We start from the raw sequence: 14,456 nt of genomic DNA, 5'->3' as shown, positions 1-14,456 counted from the left end.
TCCCGATGATTGAAGGGGAGAACATGGGTGAAATGGCGGAATCGCTGAAAGAACCTCGGCCCAATCGCGGTTTCACTGAAAGTTCACTGGACGTGATCGACCGGCGACTCCTCGAACTCCTCCAGGAGGAAGGCCGCATCACCCTGAGCGAGCTCGGGCGGCGTGTTTCGCTGAGCCCCGCCGCTGTCGGCGAGCGCGTCAAGCGGCTCGAAGCCGACGGCACGATCACCGGCTACGCGGCGCTCGTTTCGCCCACCGGGGTCGGCCTGGGGTTGCGGGCGTTCGTGCGGATGGCGCCGCACAGCGGATTCACCGTCCGGCACCCGCGCACGCGGAAGATCATGGACCGGCCGGAGATCCTCGAACTCCACCACGTGGTGGGCGAGGATTGCTGGATCCTGAAGATCGCCGTGCGCGACACCGGTCATCTGGAAGAGCTGCTGGAGGACCTTTCCGTGCTGGGCGCCACGACGACGTCGATCGTCATGTCCAGCCCGATCGAGCGGCGAGTGCTGCTGCCCTTGTGATCCATCACAAGAACCGGTCGACAAGTCTGGTCTCTCTCCTGGTTCCGGTCGTGGATTTGTGACGCATGATGACTCGCATCACATACTGACGAGTAACCGGAGGCGGGTATGCGGGCTCGGATCCTCACCACGCTGATCGCGGCCTTGACGTTCACGATCGCCGTCCCGGCGGCGGCGAACGCGGCGCCGTCCAGCGGCTGGAACGACTGGTCGTGCCGGCCGAGTGCGAGCCATCCCGAGCCCGTGGTGCTGGTGCACGGCCTCGGCGGCAACGCGACGACCAACTGGTTCCACCACGCGCCGAAGCTCAAGGACGCCGGTTACTGCGTCTATTCGCTGACCTACGGCGCCACCGTCCTGGGTGGACAGTTGTTCGGCGGGCTCGCTTCCATGCGGAAGAGCGCCGTCGAACTCGGCGCGTTCGTCGACCGCGTGCGGGCGAGCACCGGCGCGGACAAGGTCGACATCGTCGGGCATTCCGAGGGCACGACGATGCCCGCGTACTACCTCAAATTCGAGGGCGGCGCGGAGAAGGTGAAGCATTTCGTCGGCTTCGGCTCGAACTTCAAAGGCACGTCGCTCAACGGCTTTTCCGAGCTGGCCAAGGCCGTGCTGTCGCTGCCCGGGATCGATCTCCTCGCCGACGGCGTGTGCGGGGCGTGCCGCGAATACCTGGCGCCGTCCGAGTTCCTCGACGACCTCGCCCGCGACGGCGTGACCGTGCCGGGGCCGACCTACACGAGCATCGTCAGCCGCCACGATCGAGTGGTCACGCCGTACACCAGCGGCGTGCTGGACGAGCCGGGCGCGACCGACATCGTGCTGCAGGACCGTTGCGGCGCCGACGTTTCCGGGCACTTGAGCCAGGCGATCGACCCGAACGTGACGAGTCTGATCCTCAAGGCGCTCGATCCGGAGAACGCTCCCGCGCCGAAGTGCGTGCCGTTCTTCGCACCGCTGTAGGCGTCAGGGCCTGGTCGCGTGCACCACGAACACCGACCGGACCCGATCCTCGGTCTCGACGTCGAGGCGTTTCACGGTCACGTCGGTGAAGCCGGCTTCGGAGGCCAGCTCGGCCGCGTCGTCCTCGGTTTCCGGCAGCTTCAGGTCGGTGGGGACGATGGCGGCGAACGCCTCCGACGGCCGGAACGCCGACGCGAGAGGCAGGCTGAAACCCACCCTGCCGCCCGGGCGCAGCGCCCGCAGCCAGTCGCGGAGCGCGGCCGCGCCGAGGAAGTGCAGCGAAGACGCGCACAGCACGGCGTCCGCGCCCTCGTCCTCCACCGGCGACGGAACCGCGGAAGCGACCTGCCAGGTGATGCGTTTCCCGGGATCGTGCGTCGCCGCCTTCGCCTCGGCCTGGCCGATCATGCCCGGCGAGATGTCGATCGCGAGCACTTCGCCCGGCTCCAGGCGCAGCGCGGCGAACGCGGCCACACCGGTCCCCGTCGCGACGTCGAGAACGCGCTCTGGTGCCGTGCAGCCGAGGCCGTCGACGAGCGCGTCGGCGACCAAGCCGTGAAAGGTGTCTTCGTCGTAGCGGGCGGCGATGCCGTCGAACAACCCGGCCGCGATCTCCTCGGTCACGACCGCGACCTTATCCGGGAGACGGCGGCGACCGGCGAAACCCAGGTCGGCGCGGTGATACCAGGACAGCTCCGCATCACCTTCGAGCCAGCAGAGCAGGACGTCGGCGCCGTCGAGTTCGGCGGGGAAGTCGATCAGGAGCGGGGCGAAACCCTTCAGTTCGGCACCCGTCCGCTGGACGGTGGTCATCAGGTCGTCCAGCCGGGCCTGCGCGGCCTTCCACTCCGGCATCCCGCCGAGCGAGGTTTCGCGGCCGCCGGGGCGCAGGGACGCGGCGAGTTCGGCCGCGTCGGCGCGGAGCCGGACCAGTTCGTCGAGCACGGGGCGTAGCCGGGCGAGTTCGGCGCGGGCTTCGGGAACGGTGAACAAACCCATGCGCCGATGGTCCCAGTCCGCTCAGCGGCGCCGCCGGGCGAGTCTCGACGCGAGGCCCGCGCCGATCAGGAGGAAGCCCGTCGCGAGCAGGCCGCCGATGAACAGCCAGCTCGTGACGCCGTAGGTGACGTCGTTCTGCGGCAGGTACTTCACCAGCCGGAAGCCCCATTCCGGGACCGCGATCGTGACCACGCCGGGGGCGACGCCCCAGACGAGGCCGCCGAGGATCGGGCCGGTCGCCGAGAGCGCGCCGAGCAACCCGACCGACAGCAGCAGGATCCCGCCGCCCACGAGGAGGCCGATGCTGAGGACGTCACGCTGGGTGCTGAGCGTCGCCTGGACGAGCATCTGCTGCCGCAGGCCGCCCCAGGCCAGCAGGCCGAGGGCGACCGGCGTCAGGATCAGGCCACCCGCTCCGCTGAGTACGCGACGCACGCCTCGGCCCGCGCGCGGGTCTTCGGGCACCAGGTCGTCGTCGAAGGGCTCATACGGCTCATACGACTCGACGTCCTCGTATGGCCTTCGCGGATCTTTGGGCTGCTCGTACTCCCCGTACTCCTGGTAGTCCTCGTCGTCGTACTCCGCGACGTACCGGTGCGATGACATGGGCGGGCCACCTCCCTGCACCGGACTACGGACGCCGGCCCCCTTCGGTTCACTTCGATCTCCGCCGGATCGCGTTCAGCCCCCTAAACGCGATTCGCGCGGCGCCGCGAGAGGGTGCCGACCAGACCGGCCCCGATGAGCAGGAATCCGCTCGCGAACAGGGCGCCCATCACCAGCCACGTCACCAAGCCCACCCCGAGACTCGCCCCGGTCACGTCGTAGGAGAGGCGCATGATGTCCTGCGGGCTCAGCAGGAACGTCAGCCCCGGCAGCACACCCCACAGCACTCCGCCCGCCATGGGTCCGATCCCGGACAGTGCTCCGAGGAGCGCGACACCGAGCAGAAGCAGGCCGCCGAGGATCAGCAAGAACAGGCTGAGCGGGTCTTCGCCGACGGACAGGAACTGCGAGAGACTGCGCTGCAGCTGTGCGCCGCCGTAGATCACCAGGCCGAGGGCGACCGGCGTCAGGAGGACACCGCCGAGCCCGCTGAGCACGCGCGGCACGGCCCGGCTCGCTTGCCTAGGCTGGGCGCCGTAAGGCTCCGGGGCCTGAGTCTGCTCGTACGGGGGCACGGCGTAGGGGTTGTTCGTCATGGGACCGCCCTTTCCGGTGGGCCGGCAGAGGAGTGCTGTTCGATGATGTCGCGGCCCGCGCGGTTCCGTGACGGCCGGATGGCCGTCGTCCGACCGGGTGACGTCGGTCACAACCGCCTCGTGGAGACTTGATACCGACCACTACTGGAACCATCCAGGACCGTTAAGCAGTACGCTTGTACCGCTACCGGAGAGACTGAAGTAGAACGCGAAGATCCGCGGAAGGAGCACCGCTGCTCATGGCCAAGATCAAGGTCCAGGGCACCGTCGTCGAGCTCGACGGCGATGAGATGACCCGCATCATTTGGCAGTTCATCAAGGACAGGCTGATCCACCCGTACCTGGACGTGAACCTGGAGTACTACGACCTGGGTATCGAGGAGCGGGACCGCACCGACGACCAGGTCACCGTCGACTCGGCCAACGCGATCAAGAAGCACGGCGTCGGCGTCAAGTGCGCCACGATCACGCCGGACGAGGCGCGCGTCGAAGAGTTCGGCCTGAAGAAGATGTGGCTCTCGCCCAACGGCACGATCCGCAACATCCTCGGCGGTGTGATCTTCCGCGAGCCGATCGTCATCCAGAACATCCCGCGTCTGGTGCCCGGCTGGACCAAGCCGATCATCATCGGCCGTCACGCGCACGGCGACCAGTACAAGGCGACCAACTTCAAGGTCCCCGGTCCCGGCACGCTGACCATCAGCTACACCCCGGACGACGGCTCCGAGCCGATGGAGTTCGAGGTCGCGAAGTTCCCCGAGGGCGGCGGCGTCGCCATGGGCATGTACAACTACCGCAAGTCCATCGAGGACTTCGCGCGCGCCTCGCTGCAGTACGGCCTCGACCGTGAGTACCCGGTCTACATGTCGACCAAGAACACCATCCTCAAGGCCTACGACGGCATGTTCAAGGACGTGTTCGAGGAGATCTACCAGGCCGAGTTCAAGGCCGACTTCGACGCCAAGGGCATCTCCTACGAGCACCGCCTGATCGACGACATGGTCGCCGCGGCGATGAAGTGGGAGGGCGGCTACGTCTGGGCCTGCAAGAACTACGACGGGGACGTCCAGTCCGACACGGTCGCGCAGGGCTTCGGCTCGCTGGGCCTGATGACGTCGGTGCTGCGCACCCCGGACGGCAAGACCGTCGAGGCCGAGGCCGCGCACGGCACCGTGACCCGGCACTACCGCCAGCACCAGCAGGGCAAGCCGACCTCGACCAACCCGATCGCGTCCATCTACGCGTGGACCCGGGGCCTCGAGCACCGCGGCAAGCTGGACTCGAACCCGGAGCTGATCGGGTTCGCGAACAAGCTGGAGCAGGTCGTCGTCGAGACCGTCGAGAGCGGCAAGATGACCAAGGACCTCGCGCTGCTGATCAGCAAGGACCAGGCCTTCCAGACGACCGAGGAGTTCCTCGCGACGCTGGACGCCAACCTGGCCAAGAAGATCGCCCAGGGCTGAGTTTCGCTTGAAGGCCCCCTTCCCAGGTGGAAGGGGGCCTTTTCGCGTTGTGACGGTGGGTAGCCCGGGACCGATCCGCGTTGGCGCCTCCGGGTGGTTGGCGATCCGGGATCTGGGCGGCCGCCCCGGCTTCTGCCACTCTGGACCGGACAGAAAACGATTCCCTTGTTCGAGGAGTGACCACCATGGCCATCTCGAAACCGGTCTTGTTCGTCGGCGGTGGACTGGCGCTGATCGTCGTCGTCGCCATCTCGGGACAGGACAGGGAGTCGAGCGCGTCGAGCCCGACCGGTTGCCAGGTCGTGGTGACGGCCGACGTGCTCAACGCGCGCGACGCCCCCGGCGGGCAGAAGATCGTCGGCAAGTACGTCAAGGACGCGAAGATCGACGCGCAGCCGGTGGTCGAGAACGGCTTCCGCAAGGTCGCCGAGGGCAAGTGGGTCTCCGCCGAGTTCACGACCCCGGTCGAAGGCGCGAAATGCGGCCCGTGACCTGCGGCTTCGCGGTTAGCCCGCGAAACGCAGGTGGGCTCTGACCTGCGGGATCGCGTTTAGGGGGCGAAACGCAGGTGGGGTGCTCTGACCTGCGGGATCGCGATTAGGGGGCTAAATGCAGGTGGGTGCCTTCCTCGGCCGCCAGCACCTCGCCGCTGAACGCCTCCCGCGCTTCGGCCATCGAGATCGCGCGGTCGGAACCGGGCCAGAAGTGGGTCAGCAGCAGCCGCCGGGCACCGCCGCGCTCGGCCCAGTACCCGGCCTCGCCCGCCGTCGACACCAGACGCGGCGTCTCGTCGGGCGGCGGTCCCTGAAGGGTGGCGTCGGCGATGAGAAGGTCGGCGTCGCGCGCCAGTTCCGCGAGGATCGGGCTCGGCCCGCTGTCACCGGTGTAGGCGACGGTGAGCCCGGGCGCGGTCAGGCGGACTCCGTAGTTCGGCACATGGTGCGGAAGCAGGAACGTCGTCATCCGGAACGGCCCGACCTCGCGCGGCGGCCCGAGCTCCCGCACGTCGAAGATCGTCGTCGGATGCGGTCGCGGCTCCAGCGCTTCGAGTCGGCGCACCGTGCCCGGCGTGCAGTGCAGCGGGATCCTCGGCTCGTCCGGCAGCCCGTAGGCACGCGCCCGGCCGAGCGCGCTCACGTCGGCGCAGTGATCGGGATGTTCGTGCGTCACCACCACCGCGTCGACCCGGCCGTCCGGGCAGTGTTCGAACAGTCGTGACGCGGCGCCGTAGCCGAGGTCGAGCACGACTTTGAAATCCTCGTGCACCAGGAGGAAGCCGGCACAGGCCCGGCCGGGTTCCGGCCAGGCGCCGCAGCTGCCCAGCACGGTCAGCTCGCTCATGCGCGCAGTCTCCCAGTGCCGATTCTGTCGGACCCCCCGGGTAGCGTGCGAAGGGTGCTGACCGTCTCCACTGTGAATGTCAACGGCCTTCGTGCCGCCGCGAAAAAGGGCTTCGTCGAGTGGCTGGGCTCGACGAAGGCCGATGTCGTCGCCTGCCAGGAGGTCCGGGCCGAGCTCAAGGAGCTCCCGGCCGGTGCCGCCGCGCCCGAAGGCTGGCACGTGGTGCACGCGCCGTCGGCGCAGAAGGGTCGCAACGGCGTCATGCTCTTCAGCCGGGCGGAGCCGGAGGAGGTCCGCATCGGTTTCGGCGAGCCCGAATTCGAAGACAGCGGCCGCTACGCCGAGATCCACCTGCCGAACGTCGTGGTCGCGAGCCTGTACCTGCCCAGCGGCGACGTCGGGACCCCGCGTCAGGACGAAAAGGAGCGCTTCATGACGGCGTTCCTGCCGTACCTCGTCGACCTGCGTGCCAAGGCCGAGGCCGGCGGCCGTGAGGTCGTCGTCGTGGGGGACTGGAACATCGCCTACGACAAGATCGACCTGAAGAACTGGCGCGGGAACCAGAAGAGCTCGGGCTTCCTGCCGGAGGAGCGGGAATGGCTCGGCCGCGTGTTCAGCGAGGCCGGCTACGTCGACGTGCAGCGCAAGCTCGACCCGGAAGGCCCCGGCCCGTACACCTGGTGGTCGTACCGCGGGAAGGCGTTCGACAACGACACCGGCTGGCGCATCGACTGCCAGATCGCCACCCCCGGTCTGGCCGAGCGGTGCACCTCCGTCGTGGTCGAGCGCGCCGAGTCCTACGACCGGCGCTGGTCCGACCACGCGCCGGTGACGGCGACCTACTCCGGATAGCCTGGTCCGGTCATGGAGACGAATGAAGCCAGGCGTATCGAGGCGACGAACGCCGAGCGCTACGCGATGTCCGGCCAGTACGGGTGGGAGTTCAGCCCGGACGCGCCGAACATGCTGGAACGGTGGACGGTGCTGCCGTTCAACCAGCGCGGCGACAAGCGGATGGCGTTCGGCGCGCTGAGCGGTATGTATCAAGGACTGCGATTCAGCGTCTTCGACTACCACCGCCGCCCGACGGTCACGAGCGTGCACACGCGGTGGACCAACAAGAAGGTCAACGAGCTCGACACGATCTCGATCGACACGGTCTGGGCCGTCAGCCTGCCCGCGCCGATGCCGAACTTCCAGATCGTGTCGAGCATCGAGTCCGCCTGGGACGTCGAGCAGTATCCGGAGCCCGCGACCGCGGACCGGAAGTTCAACCGCTGGTACAAGCTGATCGACACCGACCCGAACATCGCGGTCGGCGTGCTGACACCACAGGTCGCCGCCACGATGCGGTCCTTGAAGCTGCACACCTGGTCGCTGGTCGGCGCGGAACTGGTCTACGTCGAGAATCCGACCTTCGGCCGGACCAAGCCGGATGACGTGCTTTCGACGCTGGGGCGTCTCGCGCAGCTGGTTTCGCTGCTGCCGTTCCATCTCGGCGGCGGTCAGCCCGCCGCGCCGCCGCCTCCGCCGCAGCCCCAGTACCCGCACCAGCCGTATCCGCCGCAGAATCCGGGCTATCCGCAGCAGTACCCGCCTCCGCCGCAGTACGGCCGGCAGCCGTATCCGCCGCAGCATCAGGGGTATCCGCCGCCGCACTATCCGCCACCGCAGTACCCGCAGCCCGGGTATCCGCCGCCGGGGTATCCGCCGCGCGGTTACTGACGGGACTTCGCGCTCTCCGTCCACACTGGACTTTCGACGAAGTGGTTGTCGAACTTTTCCTGACTGTCCAAGAGATCCTGGACGGTCGCCTCGCCGTGCCCGACCTTCTCCAGCAGACGGAAGTAGTCGAACCGTTCCACGCCGGGGATGAACACGATCAGCACGTCCGCCGACGAGTCCACGGCCGCGCGGAAAGCGTGGGTGATCAGTGGTGGGACGACCAGCATGTCACCTTCGAAGACGGTGACGATTTCTTTCCCCACAAGGACTTCCAGCCTTCCGCCGAGCATGAAGAACATCTCGGAGGAGCCGGTGTGATAGTGCGGCGCGGCTCCATCGGCGCCGACGCCTAACCGTGTTCGCGCGCTGCTCAGGACCCCGCCTGTGGTCGAGACGTCGGCGAGCAGGGTGACGAGGGCGGGGGCGGCGCCGACGGTCTCGGCTTCGGTGGCGCGGACGAGGACGGGTTCACGGGCTTCGATGCGCTGTGTCATAACCGCGATAGTTCCACCCCTAATAGTTCGCTGTCAAACTATCTCCTGTCGAATAGACTGCGCCCGTGAGCGAAGAACGAAACACGGACGCGATCGACGCGGTCGTCGGCGCGTGGCGGCGCGAACGGCCGGACCTGGACCTGACCGCGATCGGGGTCGCCGGGCGCCTCGGCCGCGTGGCGATGCTGACCACGCCCATGGTGGAAGCCGTATTCGCGAAGCACGGCTTGAAGCAGGGGGAGTTCGACGTGCTCGCGGCGCTCAGGCGATCCGGGAAGCCGTACACGCTGATCCCGTCTGAGCTTTCCGCGACGCTGATGATGTCCAGGGCCGGGATGACCAGCAGGATCGACCGGCTCGAGTCGGCGGGGCTGGTCGAACGGGCGCTGGATCCCGAAGACCGGCGGAGCTTCCGGGTCACGCTCACCGAGCATGGTTTCGAAGTCGTCGACGCCGCCATGACCGAGCACACGGAGAACGTCGCGAAGCTGCTCTCGCCGCTCGGTGAGGATCTCGGCGTCCTGGACGCGTCGTTGCGGCGGCTGCTGACATCCCTCGAAAGCTGAAGGGGCCCTTCACCGCGTAACGTGCGGCGAAGGGCCCCTTCAGTGCTTTGGGCGGATCAGCAGTACAGGTTGCCGCCCGGGCTCACGCCGAGGATTCCCGTGAACTGCTGGTACTTGTTCACGCGGCTCTGTACCTGGGCCGGGTTGCCGCCGTTGCACTCGATGCTGCCATTGATGCTGCGGATGGTCTCGCCGAAGCCGCGGCTGTTGACCATCGCGTTGTGCGGGGTCATCGTGCCGGGACCGTTCTGGGTCATCCAGTACCAGATGCCGGTCTTCCAGGCGACGGCCGCGTCGTTCTGCACCAGCCACGGGTTGGTCAGCAGCGGCAGGCCCAGCGCGTCGCCGGCGGCCTTGTAGTTGAAGTTCCAGCTCAGCTGGATCGGGCCGCGGCCGTAGTACGCGGCGTTGCCCGCGGGGCAGCCGTAGGACTGGCTCGTGTCGCAGTAGTGCGGGTAGTTGGCCTCGTTCTGTTCGACGATGTGGACGAGGCCGCCGGTCTCATGGCTGACGTTCGCCAGGAAGGCCGCCGCTTCCTGCTTCTTCACGGTGTCGCTGCCCGTACCCGCGAAGGCCGGGTACGCGCTCAGGGCGGTGACCAGGCCGTTGTAGGTGTAGAAGGGGTTCCGGCTCGGGAACATCTGATTGAACTGGGCCTCGCTGACCACGAAGCCGGACGGGTTCGGCGGGTTGGTGGTGCCGCCGCAGGCACCCTGGTCGGCCCACACCTGCGCGCTACCAGGGGTTTCGTTCTGCGTCCACCACTTCGCGGACCAGTTGTGCCCGTTGTGGGAGGCGGTGTTGCCGCCCCAGTAGACCGAGCTGGCGTTCCACGGCGCCACGCAGTCCGCGGCGGAGGCGGATTGGGCCGGGACGACCACGGCGGCCGTGGTGGCGGCGAAGGTGGCGGCGACCGCCGCGAGAATACGTCGAAGAGACATCGGTGGCTCCTTCGTACGAGGGGACCATGCAGGGGATTGGTCTATACCTTTTAGGGGTATGGTCAACAGGTATAGACCATTGCGGACAAGAAACCAACCGGGGAAAGCCGGATACTGCCTGTTAGGCCGCGTGTGACAGTCGAATGGTCTAACCCTGTCCGGTTTTGTCAGAAACCGATCTTGAGCACGGCAACTCTGAGAAGAGGGGTGCTCGAAACATCCCCCCTGTGAGGGGCTACTCTCGTGCCCCGAGTTGATCAGAACCCACAGGTCTTGACACGCTCGGTAGTTTTTTGACCAGCATCCTGGAAATGCTCACTCGTTCGGGTTAGCGTTCCGGTTCGGCAAAGTCACGTCACGGGAGGCACTCCGGTGCGGAACCCAGTTCATCTCCTGATGCGATCGGCCATGCCCGCGGCAAGGGCCGCGGTGGTCGTCGCGATCCCGGTCGCGCTGCTCGTCGCGGGCGCGGTGCCGGCATCGGCCGCGGACACGACGTCGCGGTCGGAGATGGCGTTCGGTCTTCTGGGCCCGGTCGGCTTGATCGCCGTCGCGCTCGGCATCGTCGGGATGGCCTTCGGCGTGTTCCGCCAGCGCCGGAAGGCGCGCGCGGCCGCTGTCGCCCCCGCTCCCGCCCCGGCGCAGCCCGCCATCCCGCACGTCGCCGCGATGGCCGAGGCCGTGCTCGCGGATGACGTCCTCACCCGCCCGCAGCGTCCCTGACCTGCGCCTCCCGGCCCCGGAGCGCGATTAGGGGGCTAAACGCAGGTGGGTGCCCGTGGGCTGGCGGATCGCGTTTAGCCCGCTGAACGCAGGTCGGTCGCAGACGCACGCCCGGATCGCGATCAGGGGGCTAAACGCAGGTCGGCGGATTTTTGGGTAGGTACACCTAGTCCGGCCCGGATTGTTTAGCCGCTCGCTGATCGCCACGCTCGGGTCCATGACGGTGACACGGCGTCGCAGCCGGCCCGGTGACCCCTTCCCCCGCGCCCTGGACCGGGCGATCACGGACAGCGGCCTCGGCCTCGACCGGATCCGGCACCGGCTGGCCCTGGAGGGCGTCCGGGTCAGCGTCGCGACCTTGAGCTACTGGCGGACCGGAAGAAGCCGCCCCGAGCGGTGCGACTCCCTGAAGGCGGTCGCGCTGCTGGAGCGGCTCTTCGAACTTCCGCACGGTTCCTTGCTGAACCGGCTGGGCCCGCGTCGCCCCCGGGGACGGTGGGGCGACGCGGGAACCGGATCAGACGCCGGAGTTGGTGCGGATCCAGCTACGGAAGTAGGGGACGTCCACGTAGATCGACGGCCCGGTCGCGCAGGTGCTGCTGTTGTTCCCGGCGCGGCTGGTCGCGCCGACCAGCTGCCAGACACCGCTGACCTGCTTGACCTGCGGGCCGCCCGAGTCGCCGTAGCAGGCACCCGAGTTGCCGTTGGGGTTGTTGGTGCAGATCTCGCTGGCGGCGTTGATACCGCTGCACCGGGTGTCGGCGACGATCGAGGTGTTCAGTTCCTGGAGGTTGATCGGGGCGCCACAACCACCGCGGACGGGGCAGGTCTGGCCCCAGCCGATGATCCGCGTCGCGGTGCCAACGGCCCCGGACGAAGCGGCGATCGTGACCGGCGCCTGCGACACCGCCGTCGAGAGGCGCAGCAGCGCCAGGTCGGCGCTCGGGTGGGCGATGCGCTGGGCCACGCGGGCGACGGTGCCGCCGCTGGTGCGGTTCGTGGTGCCGACGCGCACCTGGTACGGCGTGCCGCAGTGCGCCGCGGTGACCACCCAGGTCGAGCTGATCAGTGAGCCACCACACTGGTGGCCGCCGGAGCTCGACTGCTGGGACACCATGAACGAGTAGACCTGGGTCGCGTTACCGCCGCCGACGATGTTCGGCTGGACGCCTCCGGTGGGCTCGGCCGCAGCCGCGACGCCGGAAAGCGAGAAGACGGCCGCGGCCGCCATGGCCAAGCCCATCAGTAGGGATCGTGCCTTCATCTGGGTTCTCCTTCGGTGTGGCCGGAAGATCCGGTGCCATGAACGCTAGGAATCGGGCACCCTGGCCAGAACCGTCGGAAGTATGTGGCGTTTAACCGTTTAGACCGTTCGGCCGGGGCGAGGCCGAGTGACCCGCCGTGGCGTGGCCTGAGAGAATCCGGGCGTGTCCGACGAACAGAAGCGCCCGCGCGTGCTCTCCGGGATCCAGCCGACCGCCGACTCGTTCCACCTCGGCAACTACCTGGGCGCGCTGCGGCAGTGGGTTCGCCTGCAGGACACCCACGACACCTTCTACATGGTCGTCGACCTGCACGCGATCACCGTCGAGCAGGATCCGAAGGTGCTGCTCGACCGCACCCGCCGCTCGGCGGCGCAGCTGCTCGCGCTCGGGGTCGACCCGGCCCGAAGCGCACTGTTCGTCCAGAGCCACGTGCCCGAGCACGCCCAGCTGGGCTGGGTGCTGGAGTGCCAGACCGGCTTCGGCGAAGCGAGCCGGATGACGCAGTTCAAGGACAAGGCCGCGAAGCAGGGCACCGATCGCGCCAGTGTCGGCCTGTTCACGTACCCGGTCCTGCAGGCCGCCGACATCCTGCTGTACCAGGCGAACGAGGTCCCTGTCGGCGAGGACCAGCGGCAGCACCTGGAGCTGACGCGCAACCTCGCGCAGCGGTTCAACAACCGCTACGGCAAGACGTTCACCGTGCCGGAGCCGCATATCGTCAAGGACACGGCGAAGATCTACGACCTGCAGGACCCGACCGCGAAGATGAGCAAATCCTCGTCGACCGGCAACGGCCTCATCGAGCTGCTCGAAGACCCGAAGAAGTCGGCGAAGAAGGTGCGCTCGGCGGTCACGGACACCGGCCGCGAGATCGTCTTCGACGCCGAGAACAAGCCGGGTGTTTCGAACCTGCTGACGATCCTCTCCGCCCTGACCGATCAGCCGGTCGCCGAACTCGAGAACTCCTACGAGGGCAAGGGTTACGGCGACCTGAAGAAGGGCGTCGCGGAGGCATTCGTCGACTGGGTCACGCCGGTGCAGGAGCGCGTCCAGTCCTATCTGGACGACGTCGCCGAACTCGACAAGGCCTTGGCGCTCGGTGCGCAACGGGCCAGGGAGGTCGCTTCGGTGACGTTGCGGAACGTCTACGAGAACATCGGGTTCCTTCCCCCGGCGGGCTGATTCGCGCTGCGATGTCGTCGCTGTGTGGTTAGCGTTTGACGGTGGCGAATGATGACGGCGCGAAGCCGGAACAGGACAAGCTGTTACCGCGCCTGAGGCGGAAGTACGGCTGGCTCGATCACCTCATCCGGGCGAACGACGCCTTCACCGAGCGCTACGGCAATCACTATGCCGCCGCCATCACCTACTTCAGCGTGCTGTCGGTGATCCCGATCCTGATGGTCGCCTTCGCGATCCTCAAGATCGTGCTCGCCGGCGACCAGGTGGTGACGAACCAGCTCGTCGACGGCATCAAGAAGTCGGTCCCGGAGGGGCTGAGCGATCTCGTCGGCAGCATCATCAAGGCGGCGCTGGACTCCGGCGGCGGGATCGGGGTGTTCGGCCTGCTGCTGGCGCTGTATTCGGGCGTCGGCTGGATGACCAACCTGCGTGACGCGCTGACCGCCCAGTGGGGCCAGGAAAAGCAGCAGCTGCCGTTGGTGTCGACGACGATCAAGGACCTGCTGTCCCTCGTGGGGCTCGGTCTAGCGCTGGTGATCTCGTTCGGCCTCACCGCGGCGGGCAGCGGCGTCGGGCGGTTCCTGCTCGAACTGGTCGGTCTCGAGAACCAGGGCTGGGCCGTGTTCCTGCTGAAGGTCGCGACGATCCTGCTCGGCCTGCTCGCGAACACCCTGGTCTTCCTGTGGGTCATCGCGAGGCTGCCTCGTGAGCACGTCGCGCTGCGCAGCGCGGTCAAGGGCGCGATCTTCGCCGCGGTCGGGTTCATCGTGCTCCAGCAGGCTGCGACCCTTTACCTCGGCAGCGTCACGAAATCACCGGCGTTCACCTTGTTCGGCCCGGTGATCGGCCTGCTCGTGTTCGCGAACCTCGTTTCGCGGTTCTTGCTGTTCGTCACCGCGTGGACGGCGACGGCGAAGGAGAACCTGAAGACGGTCATCGAGCCGCCCGCCCCGGTGCTGATCCACCCGCGGGTGACCGTCCAGCAGGGGCCGGGACTCGGCGCCGTCGGCGGGGCTTTCGCGACCGGCGCGCTGCTGGGCTGGCTCGGCCGCCGCAGGTCCTGAC

17 protein-coding genes are annotated in these 14,456 nt (G+C 67.8%); 10 read left to right on the top strand and 7 right to left on the bottom strand.

Annotated elements, in window-relative coordinates:
- Positions 1 to 92 precede the first annotated feature (92 nt).
- Both BLW75_RS19705 and BLW75_RS19700 read left to right on the top strand, forming a co-directional pair.
- Positions 93 to 527, top strand: a complete 435-nt coding sequence (locus BLW75_RS19705; RefSeq protein ID WP_241783211.1) for an Lrp/AsnC family transcriptional regulator — start codon at positions 93 to 95, stop codon at positions 525 to 527.
- A 108-nt stretch (positions 528 to 635) separates the two neighbouring features.
- The gene (locus BLW75_RS19700) at positions 636 to 1,490 is read left to right on the top strand and encodes an alpha/beta fold hydrolase (protein ID WP_034304544.1); all 855 of its coding nucleotides are present in this window, start codon (positions 636 to 638) and stop codon (positions 1,488 to 1,490) included.
- A 3-nt stretch (positions 1,491 to 1,493) separates the two neighbouring features.
- Here BLW75_RS19700 and BLW75_RS19695 read toward each other — a convergent pair whose 3' ends face one another.
- The 3 genes from BLW75_RS19695 to BLW75_RS19685 form a co-directional block, all read right to left on the bottom strand.
- Positions 1,494 to 2,489: a DUF2203 family protein gene (locus BLW75_RS19695; protein WP_034304547.1), complete on the bottom strand. Its 996-nt coding sequence runs from the start codon at positions 2,487 to 2,489 to the stop codon at positions 1,494 to 1,496.
- A gap of 21 nt (positions 2,490 to 2,510) precedes the next feature.
- Positions 2,511 to 3,095: a hypothetical protein gene (locus BLW75_RS19690; RefSeq protein WP_034304549.1), complete on the bottom strand. Its 585-nt coding sequence runs from the start codon at positions 3,093 to 3,095 to the stop codon at positions 2,511 to 2,513.
- Positions 3,096 to 3,178: 83 nt separating this feature from the next.
- Positions 3,179 to 3,691 (bottom strand): hypothetical protein, encoded by a 513-nt coding sequence (locus BLW75_RS19685; protein ID WP_241783214.1) that lies wholly within the window; start codon positions 3,689 to 3,691, stop codon positions 3,179 to 3,181.
- A gap of 239 nt (positions 3,692 to 3,930) precedes the next feature.
- On the opposite strand from BLW75_RS19685, the gene BLW75_RS19680 reads away from it, so the two are divergent.
- Together BLW75_RS19680 and BLW75_RS19675 are read left to right on the top strand one after the other, a co-directional pair.
- The gene (locus BLW75_RS19680) at positions 3,931 to 5,154 is read left to right on the top strand and encodes an NADP-dependent isocitrate dehydrogenase (protein ID WP_034304555.1); all 1,224 of its coding nucleotides are present in this window, start codon (positions 3,931 to 3,933) and stop codon (positions 5,152 to 5,154) included.
- 185 nt (positions 5,155 to 5,339) lie between these two features.
- Positions 5,340 to 5,645, top strand: a complete 306-nt coding sequence (locus BLW75_RS19675) for a hypothetical protein (RefSeq protein ID WP_091597909.1) — start codon at positions 5,340 to 5,342, stop codon at positions 5,643 to 5,645.
- Between the two features lie 106 nt (positions 5,646 to 5,751).
- Here the strand turns inward: BLW75_RS19675 and BLW75_RS19670 are convergent, their stop codons facing one another.
- Positions 5,752 to 6,495 carry an MBL fold metallo-hydrolase gene (locus BLW75_RS19670; protein WP_034304557.1) on the bottom strand — a complete coding sequence of 248 codons (744 nt, stop codon included), beginning with the start codon at positions 6,493 to 6,495 and terminating at the stop codon, positions 5,752 to 5,754.
- A 45-nt stretch (positions 6,496 to 6,540) separates the two neighbouring features.
- Here BLW75_RS19670 and BLW75_RS19665 point away from each other — a divergent pair, with 45 nt between their 5' ends.
- Entirely contained in the window at positions 6,541 to 7,347 is an 807-nt protein-coding gene (locus tag BLW75_RS19665) for an exodeoxyribonuclease III (RefSeq protein WP_034304559.1), read from the top strand.
- A 12-nt stretch (positions 7,348 to 7,359) separates the two neighbouring features.
- The gene (locus tag BLW75_RS42855; RefSeq protein ID WP_034304563.1) at positions 7,360 to 8,220 is read left to right on the top strand and encodes a hypothetical protein; all 861 of its coding nucleotides are present in this window, start codon (positions 7,360 to 7,362) and stop codon (positions 8,218 to 8,220) included.
- Here BLW75_RS42855 and BLW75_RS19655 read toward each other — a convergent pair.
- On the bottom strand, positions 8,214 to 8,714 hold the full coding sequence (locus BLW75_RS19655; protein ID WP_034304566.1) for a cupin domain-containing protein: 501 nt from the start codon (positions 8,712 to 8,714) through the stop codon (positions 8,214 to 8,216). The two genes, BLW75_RS42855 and BLW75_RS19655, sit on opposite strands and share 7 nt — an antisense overlap.
- A 65-nt stretch (positions 8,715 to 8,779) precedes the next feature.
- Between BLW75_RS19655 and BLW75_RS19650 the strand changes: the two genes are divergently transcribed.
- On the top strand, positions 8,780 to 9,280 hold the full coding sequence (locus tag BLW75_RS19650) for a MarR family winged helix-turn-helix transcriptional regulator (RefSeq protein WP_034304568.1): 501 nt from the start codon (positions 8,780 to 8,782) through the stop codon (positions 9,278 to 9,280).
- A 56-nt stretch (positions 9,281 to 9,336) separates the two neighbouring features.
- Here BLW75_RS19650 and BLW75_RS19645 read toward each other — a convergent pair whose 3' ends face one another.
- Positions 9,337 to 10,221, bottom strand: coding sequence for a glycoside hydrolase family 19 protein (locus tag BLW75_RS19645; protein ID WP_034304570.1), 885 nt, complete (start codon positions 10,219 to 10,221; stop codon positions 9,337 to 9,339).
- Positions 10,222 to 10,617: 396 nt separating this feature from the next.
- On the opposite strand from BLW75_RS19645, the gene BLW75_RS19640 reads away from it, so the two are divergent.
- Positions 10,618 to 10,944: a hypothetical protein gene (locus tag BLW75_RS19640; protein WP_034304572.1), complete on the top strand. Its 327-nt coding sequence runs from the start codon at positions 10,618 to 10,620 to the stop codon at positions 10,942 to 10,944.
- A gap of 517 nt (positions 10,945 to 11,461) precedes the next feature.
- On the opposite strand, the gene BLW75_RS19630 is transcribed toward BLW75_RS19640, so the two are convergent.
- Positions 11,462 to 12,208 carry a S1 family peptidase gene (locus BLW75_RS19630; RefSeq protein ID WP_034304574.1) on the bottom strand — a complete coding sequence of 249 codons (747 nt, stop codon included), beginning with the start codon at positions 12,206 to 12,208 and terminating at the stop codon, positions 11,462 to 11,464.
- A gap of 163 nt (positions 12,209 to 12,371) precedes the next feature.
- On the opposite strand from BLW75_RS19630, the gene trpS reads away from it, so the two are divergent.
- A complete protein-coding gene (gene trpS / locus BLW75_RS19625; protein ID WP_034304577.1) occupies positions 12,372 to 13,391 on the top strand; it encodes a tryptophan--tRNA ligase in 1,020 nt (339 codons plus the stop codon).
- Between the two features lie 35 nt (positions 13,392 to 13,426).
- Positions 13,427 to 14,455 carry a YhjD/YihY/BrkB family envelope integrity protein gene (locus BLW75_RS19620; protein WP_091597906.1) on the top strand — a complete coding sequence of 343 codons (1,029 nt, stop codon included), beginning with the start codon at positions 13,427 to 13,429 and terminating at the stop codon, positions 14,453 to 14,455.
- Position 14,456 lies beyond the last annotated feature (1 nt).

The organism is Amycolatopsis lurida (assembly GCF_900105055.1).
GTDB lineage: Bacteria > Actinomycetota > Actinomycetes > Mycobacteriales > Pseudonocardiaceae > Amycolatopsis > Amycolatopsis lurida.
Note: the sequence above shows the minus strand (reverse complement) of the source record. Positions and strands in the feature narration are given on the sequence as shown.